We start from the raw sequence: 19,170 nt of genomic DNA, 5'->3' as shown, positions 1-19,170 counted from the left end.
GGGCCATGGCCTTCGACGCCGACCTCGCCAACCGGGTCCGTGAGCTGTTGGCCAACGAGCCGACCGACGAGATGCAGATGTTTGGTGGACTGGCGTTCTTGATCGGCGGAAATATGGCGGTGGCGGTCAGCAGCCAGGGGGGGCTGCTGGTCCGGGTCCCTCGGGAAGACACCGACAAACTGGTCGGGCAAGCGCACGTCAGCCCCATGGTGATGGCCGGGCGGGAAACCCGCGGCTGGATCCGAGTTGCCGCCGAAGGCGTGAAAACCAAGCGCCAGCTTGACCGTTGGGTGACCCGCGGCGCCGATCATGCGCGCAGCCTGCCACCCAAGTGAGGGCACGCGTTTGCGCCGTGATCACGCGGGTACGCCGCCGGGATGGACGCTTCCGAGCGGCGGGTGGGACGGCTGCTCAAGCTGGCCGGCACCACCTTCGCGGAGCAGGCCGGCATCCGGCTGACCGACAAGCCGATGCCGCTGTTTGAGCTGCTGGTGCTGAGCATGCTGGCCAGCAAACCGATCGACGCCGAAATCGCAACGCGCGCCGCAGAAGAGCTCTTCAGGGCGGGCCTGCGCACTCCGACCGCCGTGCTGTCCGCCGACCGGCACACCGTGACCAAGGCTTTCGGCCGCGCCCACTACGTGCGATTCGACGAAAGCTCGGCGACCCGGCTCACCGACATCGCCCGCCAGGTGCGCGACGACTTCGGCGGTGACCTCCGCGACATCGCTCGCTGCAGTGACCACAATCCGCAACAGGCGGCCCGCATCCTCAAGGAATTCACGGGTATCGGCGACACCGGCGCAGACATTTTCCTGCGCGAGGTGCAGGACACGTGGACCTGGGTGCGCCCCTACTTCGACGACCGGGCCACCGCCGCCGCCAAAGCGCTCCGGCTCCCTACCGAACCGGCCAAGCTCGCGGCGTTTGCGCCGCGCACCAACGCGCGACTGGCGGCGGCATTGGTACGTGCATCGCTGGATCACGAGGTGCGCCTGCAGGTCACCGGTTGACGGGTCGATGACCGTGCGGATCGGAACCTCCGGGTGGTCCTACGACCACTGGGCGGACGTGCTCTATCCGGCGGGCCTGCCGTCCACGCGCCGACTGGCGCGCTACGCGGAGGTCTTCGACACGGTGGAATTGAACGCCAGCTTCTACCGCTGGCCCAAAGATTCGACATTCGCCGGCTGGGGTGATCAGCTGCCGGCCGGGTTCACCATGTCGGTGAAGGCACACCGGGGCCTCACCCACTACCGTCGGCTCGGATCGCCGGAAGCGTGGATCGAGCGGTTTGAGCGTTGCTGGCAGTTGCTGAGCGACCGGCACGGGGTGCTGCTGGTGCAATTGCACCCGGCCCAGCAGCGCGACGACGCCCGGCTCGACTCGTTCCTGAGCGCTGTGCCGCCGTCCATCCGCACCGCGGTCGAGTTGCGGCACCCGTCGTGGAACGACCCGGCGGTGTTCGCATTGCTGGAGCGGCGCCGCGCCGCATACGTCGTGATGAGCGGAGCCGGGCTGGCGTGCATCCCCCGCGCCGCCACCGACCTGGTGTACATCCGGATGCACGGCCCCGGGCCGGATGCCCTGTACACCGGCTCCTACCCAGACGACGAATTGCGTTGCTGGGCAGATCGAATCGCCGAATGGACCGGCGAAGGTCACGACGTGTGGATGTACTTCAACAATGACCTGGGCGGACATGCGGTGCGAAACGCGTTGTCACTGCGGGAGACACTGACCCGAACGAGGTGAGGAGCGATCATAACCAGCTCGACAATATTCGTCGTCGTCGGCGGTGGGCTGGCAGCGGCCAAGGCGGTGGAAGCCCTGCGTGACAGCGGTTTTGACGGCCAGGTCGTGTTATTCGCGGACGAGGAGTATTTGCCGTATGAGCGGCCGCCACTGTCGAAAGACTTTCTGGCAGGCTCGAAGACGCTGGCCGATTTCACCGTGCAGACCTCGGACTGGTACCGGGATCGTCACGTCGATCTGAGGCTGAACACCCGGGTCACCGCGCTGGATCTATCCGCACACACTGTCGCCCTGGCCGACGGTGCGATCATGCCCTACGACAAGCTGCTGCTGGCAACCGGATCGGCGCCGCGGCGACCCCCGATACCGGGATGCGATGCGAACGGGTTGTACTACCTGCGCAACTACCGGGAGGCGGTCGCGCTGAATGCCGTTCTTGCCGAAGGGTCTTCGCTCACCGTGGTGGGCGCCGGCTGGATCGGGCTGGAGGTGGCGGCCGGCGCTCGGCGGCGGGGAGTGGACGTCACCGTCGTCGAATCCGCGAAACAACCACTGCTGAGCGCACTCGGTGAGCAAGTCGGCGCGTTGTTCGCCGACCTGCACCGCGAACACGGGGTGCAGCTGCGGCTGGAAACCCAGGTGCAACGGATCACCGTCGAAGGTGGGCGCGCCACCGGCTTGGCACTGGCCGACGGGACCACCGTCAACGCCGACGCGGTGCTGGTCGCGGTGGGCGCCCAGCCCCACGTCGAACTGGCCGAGCAGGCCGGGCTGGAGATGGCCGACGGTGGCGTGCGGGTGGACGCCTCGCTGCGCACCAGCGATCCGGATGTCTTCGCTGTCGGCGACATCGCCGCCGCGTGGCATCCCCTCTTCGGGGTGCGGATCCGCACCGAGCACTGGGCCAACGCACTCAAGCAACCTGCGGTGGCGGTGGCCGGAATGCTGGGTCAAACAGCGCAATACGACGAACTGCCGTACTTCTTCACCGACCAGTACGACCTGGGGATGGAGTACGCCGGCCATTCGTCCGGCTCAAAACGAGTGGTGTTCCGCGGGGATGTCGCCGGCCGCGCATTCGTCGCGTTCTGGCTCGATGACGACAACCGGGTGCTGGCCGGTATGAACGTCAACGTGTGGGATGTGCTGGATGACGTCAAGGGGCTGATCCGGTCCAAGAATCCGGTCGATGTCGACCGCCTGACCGATGCCAATGCGCCGTTGCGCTGAAGCTCAGGGATTCCAGGTGTGGTCGATGATGTCCGGTGGATGCTGGGCCTGCAAGCGTTCCCGCTCGGCTCGCCGGCGCTTGATCCGAAGCCGGGCGTCGACGGGCATGACGACCAGCTCGTCGCACAGCAGGTAGTGCATATCGTCGACGCTGTCGACAAGGTCCGCCGCCACTCGGCGAGCGCCCAACTCCCGCAACGTCATTCGCAACTCGTGGGTAAACCGGAGGGTGGTGTCGTGGGCCAGCTCCCGGGAGTTGCGGGCAGAGTCGGCCAACCGCTGTGCCAGTGAGCCCGGGGGCGGCGGCGCCTCGGGTTCCGCAGCGGCCTCGGCGGCCACCGCCAGCAGCAGGCCGGGGTCGTCGCCGAACGTCGGATTCGCCAGCTCGGCCTCGCCTCGTCCCCGGTGCCGGAGGGCGGTGACGGCAGCGTCCAGCGCGGCCGCAGCGGCCGGGGATAAGGCGCGGATGCTGCCGACGTTCCCGTCGGCGGCCAGGGCGCACAACGTCGGGTCGGCCCGCAGCATCGCCGCCAGCTCGCGGGTCTCGGAGGCGATTCGGTCGCTTTCCATGATTACGCCGACACCCGAGATTCTCGATACCGCGCGGCTCCGTTCCAGTGTCGCGGCCGTGATCCCGGAGTCGATCACCCACAGGCCGGTCAGTATCCAACCCTGGTGAATGCGGTCGCGCAACAGCCGAATTCGGACTTCCAGGGCCGCGTCGGGCAAGGCGGCCAGGGCCTCGGTATCGAGATGCTCCTGCGTCGCTGCGGTGACGTAGGACTGTGTGTCGGTGCGCAAGTGACGCAGCAATGCCAGCGACCGCGCTGTGACGACCGCCTTGGCGACCGATCCTCGTGGGCCGCCGGCAGCTTCCGGCCGCCCGAACGGCAGCAAGTCCGTGGCCGGCGGCTCGGCGCCTAGGGTGCGCCGCGCCACTGCGTGTTCGTCCCACCCAGGCAGCTGGGCGGCCGCAACGATGTTCGCCGACACCCCGACATAGGGGCGGTGACCGAATACCGCGATGGCCCGGCTTGCCCACTCCTGCGCCACCACCTCGCCCAGCGCCAGCACTCGTCCCATCGCCTGCCCGGCAGCCCGCAAGCCGCTGCACTGGACATCCAGGGTGATCGGAGTCAGCGGCCCCGGCAACGCGCTAGTGAGGCTGGCGGTGCTGAAGACCGGAAATCGAGGGTCGACGCGATCGTCGAACTCCCCTTCCAACCCCTCGGGAGCCACGCTGCGTAGCGGCGTGTCGTCGGCCGGGGCCAGCCGCGGCAAGGGTTCCACCGGTAGGGGGAATTGGCCCGACCCGGTCGTCGCGCCTCTGGGACCAAGCTTGCGGCCGACCAGCCCCCGGCCGGTGTCCACCACCGCATCCAGTGCCAGCCATCCGTACTGAAACTTCCAATCTTCTTGTGCGGCACTGATATTAAGGTCAGGGACGAGGTTCTCCCAGCCCCGGACCCCGTGCAGGCGCAATCTGGGGTCGACGGATCGCAGCACCCGCCAGGCGGTGATCAGGTTGGTGGTGTCCGGAGTGGCCAGGTCGACGGCACCGCAGCGGTCGGTGCTCAGTGCTCCGACGAGGAAGCGGACCAGGTCCTCAATGTGCAGCACCCGGATGGGGCGCGCGGAGACCTTGGCGCGCATCAGCGTGGCCACCGTGCGACAGGTCATCCAGTCGAGCTGGCGGCCGAGCAGTGGTGCGATGCGAACGACCAGGCTCGGCGCCCACCCGGTGGATACCAGCGTCTCGGCGGGGCGGTAGAGCTCGGCACGCCCGGCAGCCTGCGAGACGAACACCAGCCGGGCACCCGCCCGCGCCGCCGCGTTCGCCACGTGCGCGACGCCGGTGATGCCCGCCCCGCCGGGGGCGCTGGTATCCACCGGCGCCAGATGGATGACGGCGTCGGCGTCCGCGGCCAACTGAGTCAACACGGGGTCGTCGAGCGGGGCGCAAACGAAATCGACCTGGGGGTCGAGGTGGTCGTGGTGGTAGGGGCCGATGCCGCTGACCGTGTGACCGGCCGCGATCAGCTGGCGCGCGACCAACCGTCCGACGGTGCCTGCGGCGTCGGTCAGCAGTACGTGCACGTAGCGTCACCTCCCCGGGGGTATGCACACGACAATAAGCACGCCGCCCCGACTTACGCACCTTTGAGTCTGTACCGTGACCAGGCCGGTTTACTGCAGTTTCGCGGTGCCGTCCGCTGCGACGGCAACCTTGGCCCCGGCGAGGTCGTCGCGCACCGTGTCCGCCGCGGCGGCGGGATCGGTGATCACCGCAAGGACGCGGGCGTCGTCGGGGGTGCGGACCGCCAGGAACGCCTTCTCCGGCTGTCCGTCTCGATCGAACGGCGTCGTCCACGATTCGACGGTGCCGGTGCCTTCCCACTCCACCAGACCGACGGTGGTGGGTTCCCGATCGACCGCGGATTGAACGTCCTCCCAGCGAAACTCGCGGGTGCCGGGTGCGGTGCCGTAGACGCCGAAGCTGTGCTTGGTCAGGTAGCCGCCGTTGGCGGTGATCAGGCCGCGCCGTCCCGGGTTGGCGGTGAGCAGCTCGGCCATCGTGGCGATGGAGTGCGTGACGTAGTTGCTCCACGGCCCGCCGGCGAAGGTCAGGCCCCCGGTGACGGTGAGCGGGCGGGCCGGATCGTCGGTGGCCAGGCCAAGTTCGGCGGCCGCGACCTGGACGGCTGAGGGAAAGCACGAATACAGGTCCACATAGTCGACGTCGTCGATACCCAGGCCGGCCAGTTCCAGTGCCATATGACCACCGATCCGGATGGCCGGCGACCGGTGTAGTTCGCCCCGCTCGGCGATCGCCGATGTGTCGTGGGCATCGGTGCCGGCGTGCGGGTACACCCAGCGTTCCTCGGGGACCTGCAGCCGCCGGGCTTGCTCGACCGACGTCAGGACGAGCGAAGCGCCCTGGTCGACCATGTTGTTGGAGTTCATCAGCTTGGTGTACGGCCAGCTGATCATCCGGTTCTGCGGGCCCGGTTGCCGGATTTCCTCCGCGGAGTGCGACCGGCGGATCCAGGCGTGCGGATTGTCGACTGCGACAGCGCTGAACCGAGCCCACAGTTCGCTGACGCGCTTGGCGTGCGCTGCCACGGACTCGCCGGCGGCGATGCGCAGCGACTGCTCGAACATCGGATACACGAAGGCGGGCCGGTCCAGCTTAATCCGTATCTCGGCGTCACCGGCCATGGGCACGTCGTTGCCGGCCACCACGGGCATCGGTACGGAACTGTCCTGCTCGGTCCATACCAGCCGGCGGCCCTGCTTCTTCAGTGCGTTGCGGGTGCGCCACGTTTCGGCCGCCGAGATCAGCACGACTCCGGCGCGGCCCTGCTGGATGTCTAGGCAGGCCTGGTTGACCAGGGACTGCGGAGTGTTGCCGCCGACGCTGCTATAGCCCGCGGTAAACGCGGCCAGGCCCAGACGTTCGCCCAGCAGCAGTCCCGGGTTGCGGTAGTGCGCCGACAGCATGTGGACCACACGGATGGAGTCGACGGATTCGATGACCGCGGCGTCGGCAGCGTCCCGGGTCGCGGTGACCATCAGGTCCACCGGCTCGATGGACGGTCCGTCGGGGTCGGGGTCGTCGCGGTGGTTGACCTGGCCGTAGCCGATCAGCACCGGAGTCCTGGGATCCACGGGCATGGGTCGAACCTATCGCGACGGGGTCACGCGGGCCCGGTCCGGTAGATCGATTTCAGCGTCCGGTAGGCATCCAGGCCCTCGGGGCCAAGTTCGCGGCCCATCCCGCTGGCCTTGACTCCGCCGAACGGGGCGCGCACGTCCAGGGCATAGTCGTTGACCCCGATGGTGCCGGTCTGCACGGCGCGCGCGACGGTGGTCGCCCGGTCGACGTCGGTCGACCACACGGTGCCGGCCAGGCCGAACTCGGTGTCGTTGGCCAGCGCGATCGCCTCGTCGTCGCTGTGGTAGGCGCTGATGGTCAGCACCGGGCCGAATACCTCCTCGCGGGCCAGCCGGTCGGAGTTGTCGACATCGGCGAACACCGTCGGTGCCACGAACCAGCCCCGCGGTTGATCGTCGGGAACTGAGCCGCCGGCGACCAGTCGGGCGGCGCTGTTCTTGCCGACGTCGATGTAGCCGAGCACCCGGTCGCGCTGCCGCGAGCTGACCATGGGGCCGATCTCGGTGCCCGGATCCAGCGGATCGCCGACCGCCATGCTCTCGGCCAGCGCCGCCACGGCGTCGACGATCTCGTCGTAGCGGGATTTCGGGGCCAGGATGCGCGAGCTGAGGTGGCAGGTTTGGCCGTTGTTGACGAAGGAGGCGTTGCGCAGTCCGCGCATCGTCGCGTCCAGGTCGGCGTCGTCGAGGATGATCGCGGCGGACTTTCCGCCCAATTCCAGGGTGACCGGCCGCATCAGTCGCCCGCAGGTCTCCGCGACCAATCGGCCGGTCGCCGTCGAACCGGTGAACGCCACCTTGTCGACGCCGGGATGCGACACCAGCCGGGCCCCGACGGCCGGGCCGCCCGACACCACGTTCAGTACCCCGGGCGGCAGCCCAGCCGCCATCGCGGCTTCTGCGAAAACCAGTGCATCCAAAGCGGTTTCGGGTGAAGCCTTGAGGACCATGGTGCAACCCGCGGCCAGCGCAGGCGCCACTTTCATCGCGGCCAGCGCCTGCGGGTAGTTCCACGGCACGATGGCTCCGACGACCCCGACGGCCTCGCGCCGCACGATGGTGTGGCCGGTGACGCTGGGGCGGATCTCCTCGACCGGTACCTCCGTAACCAGTTGCGCGTAGTAGCGCAGCAGCAGCGCCGGGAATGCGCCGTTCGCGCCGCGCGACAGCCTGATGGGCATGCCGTTCTCCCGCGTCACCAGCTCACTGGTTTCCCGGGCGCGCGCTTTGAGCGCGTCTGCCATCGCGTTCAGGATTCCGGCGCGGTGCTCGGGCGAGCTGGCCCGCCAGTCCGGCAGGGCCCCGCGAGCGGCGGCGACGGCAGCGTCGATGTCGGATTCGCTGACGACGGCGCCGTCGCCGAGCGGCTCGCCGGTCGCCGCTTCCACCACCGGTTCGGCGGCCTCCGCGGTGCGGAACCGGCCATCCACGAAAAACTGTGCGGGCGACGATGTCACGGGCGTGCCTCCTGAGCCTTCGGTGCCTCCGGTGCCTCCGGTGCCTGCGGTGCCTGCGGTGCCTCCGTTGCGAACAGTACGCCCCGGTCGATCAGCGCCTCGACGTCGTCAGCGCTCATGCCCAGCAGCTGCTCGCAGATCGCCCGGGTGTCTTGGCCGGGTTGTGGCGCCGGACGTTGGGGCGCGGGTGGAATATGCCGAAACGGGGCGGGGCCGGTTTCGGCGGGCAGCGCGCGCGCGATCAGCGGATGTGTCATGTCGCTGAACAGGTTTCGCTCGGCCAGCTGAGGATCCTCGAGGATGTCGGGCGGCCGGTTCATCGGCCCCGCCGCCACCCCGGCCTGCTGCAGCGACTGGGCCGCCTGCACCGGTGCGCGGGCGGTGGTCCACCGCTTGAGCTCGGCCACCAGCGCCTCTCGATCGGCGGTCCCAACACCCAAAAGTGATGCGAGGCAATCCCATTCGGTGTCGGTACCGATCGAGACGACGCACCATTCGTCGTCGCCGGCGCACGGGCAGACCGCGTGCACGCTGGCGTCGGTGCGGACTTCCGCGACGCCCGCGGCCAGGGCGGCCTCGGTGACGAACAACGTGTCGAGTTGGTTGACGACGACCTCGGCCTGCGAGATGTGCACGTGGGCGCCTTGGCCCTCGCGGTCGCGGCGGATCAGCGCGGCCAGGGCCAGGGTGGCGGCGATACGGCCCACTACGTGGTCGGGGTAGATCGTCGTGGCGTCGTAGAACGCGTGCCGGGCGCCCTGGGCGGGGCCGTCGTCGGCGGGGGTGTGGGAGGTCCATGCCCGGGTGGCGCCTGTCGTGGCGCGCACCAACGGTCCGTAACCCAGCCGGGTGCTCCACGGACCCGTGTTGCCGAACGCGCTGCTGCCTGCGAGCACGATCCGCGGGTTGAGTGCAGCGAGGGTGTCGTAGTCGAACCCGAGGGCTGCCAGGGTTCCCGGCTTGAAGTTCGCGAACACCGCGTCGGCTTCGGCGACCAACCGGGCGAAGATCTCCTTGCCCTGCGCGCTGCGCAGATCGATGCCCAGCGCGCGGTGATTGCGGTGGGTCCAGGCGAACGACTCGCTCATCGCGTCGCCGGCGCGGGCCTGCCGCAGACCGTCCGGGTATTCGGCGGATTCCACCTTGATGACGTCGGCGCCCAGGTCGCCGAACAGCCGGCCGAGTTCGCCGCCGGCAACGATGATGCCGAGGTCCAGGATCTTCAGGTTTCGAAGGGGGTAATCCCCGACCTCGCCCGAGGGCGGCGGTACCGGCGCGGGATCGGCCGGCCAGCGCGGTTCGTCGTGGCCGACGGCAGGCGCGGGTGTGCGGAAGCCGCAGTGCTCACCGTCGACGACGAAATAGCCGGTGGGAACCTGGGCGTGCACGCCCGGCGCCAATTCGGCTTCGGTGATCGCCCCCACCTCGTGAAAATGCTCCGACGCCAGGATTCTGGCGGGGGTGAGCACCGCGGCGATGGGCACCCCGTGCGCCTGCCCGGCGGCCACCAGCTCCTTCATCGTCCTTCCGGCGAACAACGCCTGCACCAGCACGCTGATCTGCGGCCACGCCGCGAACCGCGCGCCGATCGCCTCGTACCTGGGGTCCTGGAAGTCCTCCGGCTCCCCCAGCCAGCGGCGCAGTCCGCGCCACTGGCGCGGTGCCATCACACACAGCCGGACGTAGCCGTCCTGACACGGATAGATCGGGTAGGCGTCCTGGTTCTTGGGACGACCCCGCCACCGGCTGCCGCTGCGGACACCCGCGGCGGCCTGCCCGTGCGCGCCGAATGCTGGATCGAGCGCCATGACCACCGCGTCGAATCGGGAGAAGTCGATGTAATCGCCCGCGCCACAGCGCAGTCGGTTGTAGTAAGCGGCCAGTGCCGCCCAGGCGGCCTGCGCCGCCGCGGTCGCCGAGGCGATCCCGGTCGGCGGTAACACCGGGGTACCGACGGTAGGACCGGTGCGCGACAGCGCTCCCGACATCGCATACAGCACCGCGTCGGTGGCCCGCCAGGACGAGCGGGGGCCGGTCGCGCCGAAGTCGCTGATCGACAGCACCACCAGATGCGGATAGCGGTCGGCCAGTTCGGCCCCGGACGTGCCGTAGCCGACGGCCTGCCCGGTGTCGACCAGGATGTCGGCCGAGCCGGCCAAGTCGTGCAATCGCCGACGTCCGTCCGCGTCGTGCGGATCCAGCACCGTGCCGCGTTTGTTGGCGTTGTGCACCGCGAACGGGATGCCGGTACCCGCCAGCGTCGGCAAGGTCGTGCGCGCCGGGCTGCCGCCGGGAGGCTCCACCTTGAGAACATCCGCCCCCAGATCGGCCAGCAGGCGGGTGACCGCGTCGGCGTCACCCTACCGCCAAGTCCACGACACGGACTCCGTCGAGGAGCTTCTCCGGCATGGCATCACCGTAGCCAACCCAGCCTGCGGCGATACCGCACCTCCTGCACCGGCCTGCCGCCGTAGACGCGGGTGCGTCGTGTCCCGTCCAGGAGCCAACCGTCACGCTCGTAGAACCGGCGCGCCCGGTCGTTGCCTCGCAACGCCCACAGGGCTGCGTCGGCGAAGCCGCGGGCAGCCAACCGCTCCCGGGCGGCACCGATCAGCAAACATCCGGTACCGGTGTTCAAATAGGTCGGGTCGACATAGATCGCCATCAGCTCGCCGTGATCCGCCAGATCGTCGTCCCGGCACAACCCCAGGCTGGCAAATCCACGCACGGTTTCGCCGGCGACGGCGACCAGGGTGGTGGGCACCCGCAGGCCCACCCGTCCGAAGTCGTAGTTATGCGCCCACAACTCGGGCGTCAGGCTGTCCAGATAGTCCTGGGCAATCAGGCCCCGGTAGGCCGACCGCCACGATCGCACGTGTACCCCGGCCACCTGGAGAGCGTCGGCCGGCACGGCGTCGCGCACCTCCGTCATGGTTGCAGTATCCAGCCGCCTAACGTGTCTGGCATGACAGATTCGAGATCGGTCGGGTTGGTGCGTGCGGCAAAGGTTCGCGGCAAAGTCATTGTGATCACCGGCGGAGCGCGGGGCATCGGATTGGCGACGGCGACCGCGCTGCACAAGTTGGGCGCCAAAGTCGCCATCGGTGACATCGACGAAGCGACGGTCAAAGAATCGGGTGCCGACCTCGGTCTCGAGGTGTACGGCAAACTCGATGTGACGGATGCGAATTCGTTCTCCGATTTCCTGGATCAGGTCGAACGTCAGCTCGGACCCATCGACGTGCTGGTCAACAATGCCGGCATCATGCCGGTGGGGCGGATCATCGATGAGCCCGACGCAGTGACCCGGCGCATCCTCGACATCAACGTCTACGGCGTCATTCTGGGCAGCAAGCTGGCGGCTCAGCGCATGGTTCCGCGCGGCCAGGGTCACGTCATCAACATCGCCTCGCTGGCCGGGGAGATGCACATCGTCGGGCTGGCCACCTACGTTGCCAGCAAGCACGCGGTGCTCGGGTTCACCGACTCGGCGCGGCTGGAGTACCGCTCGGCCGGCGTGCATTTCTCGTCGGTGCTGCCGACCTTCGTCAATACCGAGCTCGTGGCGGGCACCCCCGGGATGAAGGGCTTCCGCAACGCGGAGCCGGCCGAGATCGCCGATGCGATCGTCTCGTTGGTGGCCCAGCCCAAGCCGCGGGTGCGGATCACGAGAATCGCCGGTGCCATGGTGACGTCGCAGAAGTTCTGGCCACGCCGCGCCGCAGAAGCGCTGAACCGCTTGATCGGCGGCGACCACGTCTTCACCGACCAGATCGACGTCGAGAAGCGGCGCGCCTACGAGGCCCGCGCCCGCGGCGAGGAGTGAGCTCGTAAGGCGCAGTTCATTTGAGGGCTCGACAATCGGGTAGATGAGCCCTATGAGTCTTTCCGACGGCGAGTTCGCCCTCATCGATGCCTACTGGCGAGCCGCGAACTACCTGTCGGTCGGTCAGATCTATCTGCTGGACAATCCCCTGCTCGCCGAGTCCCTGGCCGCTGAGCACGTCAAGCCCCGGCTGCTCGGCCATTGGGGAACCACGCCGGGGCTCAATCTCATCTACGCCCATCTGAACCGCATCATCCGCAACCGTGACGCCAACGTCATCTACATCACCGGGCCCGGTCATGGCGGGCCCGGACTGGTGGCCAACGCCTACCTCGAAGGCACCTACAGCGAGGTGTACACCGGCATCGAGGAAGACACCGACGGGTTGCGCAAGCTGTTCCGTCAGTTCTCGTTCCCCGGCGGCATTCCCAGCCACGTCGCTGCCCAGACTCCCGGATCCATCCACGAGGGCGGCGAACTCGGATATGCGCTGGTGCACGCGTACGGCGCGGCGTTCGACAACCCCGATCTGGTGGTTGCCTGCGTGGTCGGGGACGGTGAAGCGGAGACCGGGCCGCTGGCCACGAGTTGGCATTCCAACAAATTCTTGAACCCCACCGTCGACGGCGCGGTGCTGCCGATCCTGCACCTCAACGGCTACAAGATCGCCAACCCGACGGTGTTGGCGCGCATCCCGGAGGCCGAACTCGAGTCGCTGATGCGCGGCTACGGCTACCGGCCGATCACGGTGGCCGGGGAAGACCCGGAGAGTGTGCACCGGCAGCTGGCCGCCGCCCTGGACGACGCGTTCGACGACATTGCGGCGATCCAGCGTGCCGCGCGCTCGGGCGGTTCGGCCGAGCGGCCGGTATGGCCGATGATCGTGCTGCGCACCCCCAAAGGCTGGACCGGTCCCAAGGTGGTCGACGGCCGGCCGGTGGAGGGCACCTGGCGTTCGCATCAGGTCCCGCTGGCCGCCACGCATGACAACCCCGAGTATCGCGCGCAGCTGGAAGAGTGGCTGCGCAGTTACCACCCCGAGGAGCTGTTCGACGCCGGCGGCAGGTTGCGGCCTGAGCTGAAAGCCATTGCGCCGCAGGGTGATCGGCGGATGAGTGCGAATCCGCACGCCAACGGCGGGCTGCTGCTGCATGATCTGGACCTGCCGGACTTCCGCGACTACGCGGTGGCGGTGGAGCGGCCGGCGGCCGCGACGCACGAGGCCACCCGGGTGTTGGGGGTGTTTCTGCGTGACGTGATCAAGCGGAACCCGGATCGGTTCCGGCTGATGGGGCCCGACGAGACCGCCTCCAACCGCCTGGATGCGGTGTTCGGGGCCACCGACCGGGTGTGGGTCTCGCGCACCGAGCCTGATGACGATCATCTCGCGCCCGACGGCCGGGTGATGGAGGTGCTGTCTGAGCATCTGTGCCAGGGCTGGCTGGAGGGTTACCTGTTGACCGGCCGGCATGGGCTGTTCAACTGCTACGAGGCATTCGTGCACATCGTCGACTCGATGCTCAATCAGCATGCGAAATGGTTGGCGACCACGCTCGACCTACCGTGGCGTCGGCCGATCGCCTCATTGAATTACCTGCTCAGTTCCCATGTGTGGCGGCAGGACCACAACGGCGCGTCTCACCAAGACCCCGGCTTCATCGACCTGGTCGCCAACAAGCGGGCCGAGCTGACCCGGGTGTACCTGCCGCCGGACGGCAACACGCTGCTGTCGGTGACCGATCACTGCCTGCGCAGTCGCAACTACATCAACGTCATCGTGGCGGGCAAGCAGCCGGCGCTGTCTTATCTGTCCATGGACGAGGCGGTGCTGCACTGCACCCGGGGCCTGGGGATCTGGCCGTGGGCCAGTACCGCCGACGGTGAGCCCGATGTGGTGTTGGCCTGCGCCGGTGACATACCGACGCTGGAGACGCTGGCGGCGGCGGACATCCTGCGCCGCGAGGTGCCCGACCTGGCCGTGCGAGTGGTGAACGTGGTGGACCTGATGCGTCTGCAGCCCGACACCGAACACCCACATGGCCTGCCGGACAAGGAATTCGACGCGTTGTTCACGACGGATAGGCCGGTGATCTTCGCTTATCACGGCTACCCCTGGTTGATCCACCGGCTGACCTATCGCCGCGCTGGCCACCACCACCTGCATGTGCGTGGGTTCAAGGAGCGCGGCACCACCACGACACCTTTCGACATGGTGATGCTCAATGACCTGGACCGCTTCCATTTGGTGATGGATGTGATCGACCGGGTGGACGGTCTGGCCAGCAGCGCGGCCGGCCTGCGCCAGCGGATGGTCGACGCGCGCCTGTCGGCGCGCCAGTACACCCGTCAGCACGGTGCGGACGACCCGCAGATCTCGGGGTGGACCTGGTCCGATTAGGCGATGGTGGCCATCAACCTCTCACTCGAGGATCAGCTGCCGTTGGTGTGATAAAGCATACTAATTCACTATGCAACTATTGCTATAGGCTAATCCTTGGGTGGTCGACCATGGCTCCCACGGCCATTCGTGCCCGACCTAATTGAGAAGAGCTTCTCCATGCGCCAGCAATCCACCGGACGGACCTGGGCGCGCATCGACGTGTTCTCGGTCTTGGGTCGATTTGTCGTGCGCGCGCCGTGGCTGATGATCGCCACCTGGTTGGCCGCAGTTGCTGTGCTGGCCGTGGCCTTCCCCCCGTTGGCCAAAGTGGTGGAGTGCAAACCGCTTCAACCGCTCCCGCCCCAAGCCATGGCGGCGGCCGAGCAGATGGCCAAGGATTTCGGCGAATCGGCCCAGAACGCGCTGGTCGTGGTTCTCACCGATAACCGGGGTCTGCAACCCGGCGATGAGGCGGTCTACCGCAAGCTGGCCGACGCGTTACGCCGCGAGACCCACGATGTAGCCGGCGTGCAGGACTTCGCGACCACACCCGCACTACGGCCACTGATGGTTAGCTCCGACAACAAAGCCGTCTATATGGTGGTGATGCTGCGTCCCGCCGTCGGCTCGCAGGAGTCCACCGCGGCCTACCAACGGATCAGCGAAATCGCCAAACGTGTCACGGCGGGCTCTTCGCTCACAGCCGGGGTGACCGGGCAGGCCGCCATGGTCGCAGACCTGTCGATCGTCATCAAGCACGACATGCACCTGATCGAGATTGCTACCGCCCTGTTGGTGCTGATCATCCTGGCGGTGATCTACCGGCGGCCGGTGACCATGGTGGTGCCGTTGATCACCATCGGGGCATCGGTGGTGGCGGCGCAGGGCACCGTGTCCGCGCTGGCCCAGGCCGGGTTAGGGGTATCCGCGCTGACGGTGGTGTTGATGACGGCGATGGTCGTCGGCGCCGGCACAGACTATGCAGTCTTCCTGATCAGCCGCTACCACGAATCGCTGCGGGCGGGCATCGATTCCGACCGGGCGGTGCGCGAGGCATTGAGCTCGATCGGCAAGGTCATCGCGGGCTCGGCTGCCACCGTTGTCATCACCTTCCTGTGCATGATGTTCACCCGGCTGCCCGCGTTCACGACTGTTGGTCCCGCGCTTGCGATTTCGATCACGATTGCGTTTCTTGCGGCCATCACGCTGCTGCCTGCCATCCTGGTGCTCGCCGGGCGGCGTGGATGGGTGAGCCCACGACAGGGCTCCGCTGGCCGGATATGGCGGCGGTCCGCGGTCAATATCGTCCGTCGGCCCAAGTCCCATCTGATGATCAGTCTGGCCCTGCTGATCGCGCTGGCCGGCTGCGCGGCCTTCCTGCACCCCTCTTATAACGATCGCCTGCAATTGCCGTCGTCGGCGGCAAGTAACGTCGGCTTCACCACGATGGCTGCTCACTTTGCTACGAGTGCGCTTTTGCCGCAGTACATTTACCTGCGCTCACCCCACGATCTACGGACTCCGCAAGCCTTGAGCGACTTGGACCAGATGGCGCAACGCGTTTCCCAGTTGCCCAATATCGTTGCGGTCCGAGGCATTACGCGGCCGAACGGCCAACCGCTCGACCAAACCAAGCTCAGCTCCCAGGCCGGAGCGGTCGGCGGAAAGCTTTCAGACGCCTCGACGCAGATCGGCGCAAGAACCAACGACCTCGACACGCTGGCCAACGGGGCCGACCAACTGGCTGCCGCCCTTGCCCAGGTTCGCGACCAAATCCACGATGCCAGTGGGCCGATGGCTCAGCTCACCGCGACCATGAGGCAGGTGCGGCAAAAACTTGCCGGAGCCGCCGATCAATTGGACAACCTCCGTGCACTTGCGGATGGTCCTGCTTCGGAGTTCGCCAATGGCATAGCGGCATCAGAGAACTCGATGCTCGATGCGTTGAGCAAGAATCCGGCGTGCATCTCGGATCCCGCGTGCCAGTCCCGGGTTGCGCAGCTGGTCGCGGCGCGAAGCAACGGGACGTTGAGTGCTACCCCGGGGCTACAAGACCTGCAGGCGGTCGTAAAGAGTTTGACCGCATTGTTGGCGACGGTGGGCAATGGTCTACGGGCAGCGGCCCCCGACAACGCCGGCGCGTTGCTGAAGATCGCGGATCTGCAGCGGGTTGCCGACCAACTGGCCGACGGTAGCCGGCGGCTGGCGCAGGGCGTGCGCGCACTCGTCGATCAGACCAAGCAGATGGGTCTGGGCCTGACCCAGGCGGCCGACGTTCTGCTGTCGATGAAGCGGGACGCCTCGTCAAACTCCATGGGAGGCATGTACATCCCGCTCCAGGTGCTCAACTCGGACGATTTCAGGAACGCCGCGAAGCTGTTCATCTCACCCGACGGGCACTCGGTCCGCTACGTCGTTGAAACGAAGTTCGATCCGTTCAGCACGGCTGCGATGGACCAGGTGTCGTCGATTCTCGAAACGGCGCGCGGCGCCCAACCAAATACCTCGCTGTCGGATGCATCGATATCGGTGCTGGGCACCACCGCGATCTACAGCGCGGTGCGCAGCTATTACAACCAGGATCTTCGACTGATCGTCATCATCACCCTGCTGGTGGTCCTGGTGATTCTCATCCTTCTGCTCCGGGCGATCGTGGCTCCGCTGTATCTCATTGCCTCCGTCGCGATCTCGTACCTGTCGGCTTTGGGCGTGGGAGTGCTCTTCTTCCAGTTGATACTGCACCAAGCCATCTCGTTCAACGTGCCGGCGACGGCATTCATCGTGTTGGTGGCAGTTGGAGCCGACTACAATCTGTTGCTGGTTACGCGAATTCGCGAAGAGTCAACCTCCGGTATCCGCACCGGCATCGTCCGTGCGGTAGGTCTGACCGGCGGGGTGATCACCTCGGCCGGTGTCATCTTCGCCGCCTCGATGTTCGGCCTGTTGTTCGGCAGTGTCTCAACCATGATCCAAACCGGGTTCATCATCGGCATGGGCCTGCTCATAGACACCTTCGTGGTGCGCACCATCACCGTGCCGGCGCTGGCGGCACTGATCGGGCGGGCGAATTGGTGGCCTTCCAAAGATGTTCGGACAGAAGCGAACTCGCGGCCAAGCGGCACGACTTTCGACAATGAGGGAGCCATAGCAAGATGAACAACCTACTCGATCTGGTCGACCAGTCCATGTTCCTTGGCGAACGGGCGACCGGAGCCAACGGGCTGCTGCAGTATGTGTGGGTCTACGACCGCGCAGTCGACATCGAGGGTCTGCGTCGGTTTAACCACCATCTTCAGCGGGGATGGCTGTCCCGCCGCATCGAGCGATCTCCATTGCCGTTCGGCCGGGCGCACTGGGTGACATCCGGCGGCGCGGCCGACTTCGAGATCGCCCGGCCTCGATCGCGCGCGGAGTTCCAGCCCTGGCTGAACGAACAGACCCATGCTCCGGTGAATTCAGAGCACGGGCCGGGTTTGCACCTTGCGGTGCTGCCGTTCACCGACGGCGGCACTGGGGTAAGCCTGCTCACCTCGCACGCCCTCGTCGACGGCCTCGGGTTGTGCGAGGCGGTGGCCAACGCGGTCGCCGGGCGCGACGATGCGATCGCTTGGCCCGCCGCCGGGTCACTTCGGCGGCGCCGGGCGCTGCGCGAAGACGCCCGCCAGACCGCACGTGACATCAGGGGTCTCGGCGCCGCCATCGCCGCCGGAGCGCGTCTAGCCGGCGGAGGCGGCGCCGGTGCCGGCTCGGGCGTCCCGCCGGCGACCAAGCTGCCCAAAGAGCTCGCTGCAGCGGCAGCCGAACGCGTCTTATTGCCGACCGCGACGATCTTCGTCGACGCCCAAGAGTGGGAGGCCCGCGCACAGGCACTTGGGGGGACCAGCAACGCGCTGTTCTCGGGATTGGCGGTCCACCTGGCCGAACGGATGGGGCGGGTTGCCGCGGACGGCACGCTCACCTTGGCGATGCAAATCAATGAGCGGGTCTCCGGCGACACCCGCGCCAACGCGGTGTCAAGTATCGACATCACGATCGACCCCAAACCCGTGACCAGCGACCTGCGTGGAATCCGGTCCGCGATCAAGCAGGCGCTGATCCGCCACCAGGAGGCGCCCGACGATCGGTGGAAGCTACTGGCGCTCGTTCCCTTCGTGCCGCGACGGATACTGCGGCGGTTGGTCAGTGTGGCCGCTGGCGGCCCGACCACCGTCATCGCGTCCAACCTCGGAGCAGTGGATCCGGCCGTCACAAGGATAGACGGCAGCGATGCCGCCTACTTCTCGGCAATATCTACCTTCCCGGGTGTGACGAAGGAGATCGCCTACCGCGCCGGCGGACGACTGGCATTGGGTGCGGGCACGGCACTGGGAAAGGTCTTCGTCACGGTCGTCGCCTATCAGCCCGATGGCGAGAATTCGAATGAAGTCTTGGCGCAGGAACTTTTGCGCGCGCTGAGCGACTTCCACCTTACCGCCACGAGGGGCTGGGGCCACTCCGAGTTGGTGGTCGGGGCCTGATGGGATTCATCGGCGTCGCGGCGAAACCTAAAAGCGGTCCAGGAGGTCTTACCGACATCGAAAGTGGCGTCACTGGCTGACCGCGCCGAAGACTGCACGTCGCCCGATCAGGGGTGCGCCCCAGCAGCTGGTCGACGCGCGCCTGTCAGCCCGCTAGGACACCCGTGAGCACGGAGAGGACGAGCCGCAGATTTCGGGGTGGAGCTGGCGGGCTGAATAGGTGCGAGCCGTGGGGCGACTTACCTACCCAGAACACATGAAAGGGAACCCACACCACAGCCGCTCAAGTGCCTCCGGCGGCGGTGTATCCGGGCCCGCCGAAGTGCGCCC

At 67.4% G+C, this 19,170-nt stretch carries 12 protein-coding genes and 1 pseudogene; 8 read left to right on the top strand and 5 right to left on the bottom strand.

Annotation, left to right across the window (positions count from 1 at the left end):
* Window positions 1-5 precede the first annotated feature (5 nt).
* Genes JX552_RS15800 through JX552_RS15785 form a run of 4 tightly spaced genes read left to right on the top strand, consistent with a single transcriptional unit; the run spans window position 6 to window position 2,985 of the window.
* Window positions 6-335, top strand: coding sequence for a TfoX/Sxy family protein (locus JX552_RS15800; RefSeq protein WP_205873012.1), 330 nt, complete (start codon window positions 6-8; stop codon window positions 333-335).
* Window positions 336-377: 42 nt separating this feature from the next.
* The gene (locus JX552_RS15795; RefSeq protein ID WP_205873011.1) at window positions 378-1,013 is read left to right on the top strand and encodes an HhH-GDP family DNA glycosylase; all 636 of its coding nucleotides are present in this window, start codon (window positions 378-380) and stop codon (window positions 1,011-1,013) included.
* A gap of 7 nt (window positions 1,014-1,020) precedes the next feature.
* The gene (locus JX552_RS15790) at window positions 1,021-1,755 is read left to right on the top strand and encodes a DUF72 domain-containing protein (RefSeq protein ID WP_205873010.1); all 735 of its coding nucleotides are present in this window, start codon (window positions 1,021-1,023) and stop codon (window positions 1,753-1,755) included.
* A gap of 9 nt (window positions 1,756-1,764) precedes the next feature.
* Entirely contained in the window at window positions 1,765-2,985 is a 1,221-nt protein-coding gene (locus JX552_RS15785; RefSeq protein WP_205878474.1) for an NAD(P)/FAD-dependent oxidoreductase, read from the top strand.
* Between the two features lie 3 nt (window positions 2,986-2,988).
* On the opposite strand, the gene JX552_RS15780 is transcribed toward JX552_RS15785, so the two are convergent.
* The 5 genes and pseudogenes from JX552_RS15780 to JX552_RS15760 all read right to left on the bottom strand — a co-directional run bounded on the left by JX552_RS15780 (window position 2,989) and on the right by JX552_RS15760 (window position 11,049).
* Window positions 2,989-5,082, bottom strand: coding sequence for a Rossmann-fold NAD(P)-binding domain-containing protein (locus tag JX552_RS15780; protein WP_205873009.1), 2,094 nt, complete (start codon window positions 5,080-5,082; stop codon window positions 2,989-2,991).
* Between the two features lie 90 nt (window positions 5,083-5,172).
* On the bottom strand, window positions 5,173-6,660 hold the full coding sequence (locus JX552_RS15775; protein ID WP_205873008.1) for an acetyl-CoA acetyltransferase: 1,488 nt from the start codon (window positions 6,658-6,660) through the stop codon (window positions 5,173-5,175).
* A 23-nt stretch (window positions 6,661-6,683) separates the two neighbouring features.
* Window positions 6,684-8,117 (bottom strand): aldehyde dehydrogenase, encoded by a 1,434-nt coding sequence (locus JX552_RS15770; protein ID WP_205873007.1) that lies wholly within the window; start codon window positions 8,115-8,117, stop codon window positions 6,684-6,686.
* Window positions 8,114-10,526, bottom strand: a pseudogene (locus JX552_RS15765) (CaiB/BaiF CoA transferase family protein). Before JX552_RS15765 ends, JX552_RS15770 begins: the two are co-directional and overlap by 4 nt.
* 4 nt (window positions 10,527-10,530) lie before the next feature.
* The gene (locus JX552_RS15760) at window positions 10,531-11,049 is read right to left on the bottom strand and encodes a GNAT family N-acetyltransferase (RefSeq protein ID WP_205873006.1); all 519 of its coding nucleotides are present in this window, start codon (window positions 11,047-11,049) and stop codon (window positions 10,531-10,533) included.
* Window positions 11,050-11,082: 33 nt separating this feature from the next.
* On the opposite strand from JX552_RS15760, the gene JX552_RS15755 reads away from it, so the two are divergent.
* From JX552_RS15755 to JX552_RS15740, 4 genes are all read left to right on the top strand, one after another.
* Window positions 11,083-11,943: an SDR family oxidoreductase gene (locus tag JX552_RS15755; protein ID WP_205873005.1), complete on the top strand. Its 861-nt coding sequence runs from the start codon at window positions 11,083-11,085 to the stop codon at window positions 11,941-11,943.
* Between the two features lie 43 nt (window positions 11,944-11,986).
* Window positions 11,987-14,341, top strand: coding sequence for a phosphoketolase family protein (locus tag JX552_RS15750; RefSeq protein ID WP_205873004.1), 2,355 nt, complete (start codon window positions 11,987-11,989; stop codon window positions 14,339-14,341).
* A 159-nt stretch (window positions 14,342-14,500) separates the two neighbouring features.
* The gene (locus JX552_RS15745; RefSeq protein WP_205878473.1) at window positions 14,501-17,479 is read left to right on the top strand and encodes an MMPL/RND family transporter; all 2,979 of its coding nucleotides are present in this window, start codon (window positions 14,501-14,503) and stop codon (window positions 17,477-17,479) included.
* On the top strand, window positions 17,476-18,840 hold the full coding sequence (locus JX552_RS15740) for a hypothetical protein (RefSeq protein ID WP_205873003.1): 1,365 nt from the start codon (window positions 17,476-17,478) through the stop codon (window positions 18,838-18,840). Before JX552_RS15745 ends, JX552_RS15740 begins: the two co-directional genes overlap by 4 nt.
* Window positions 18,841-19,170 lie beyond the last annotated feature (330 nt).

The sequence above is a fragment of the Mycobacterium gordonae genome (genome assembly GCF_017086405.1).
Lineage (GTDB): Bacteria > Actinomycetota > Actinomycetes > Mycobacteriales > Mycobacteriaceae > Mycobacterium > Mycobacterium gordonae_D.
This window is presented reverse-complemented; position numbering and strand designations above follow the sequence as displayed.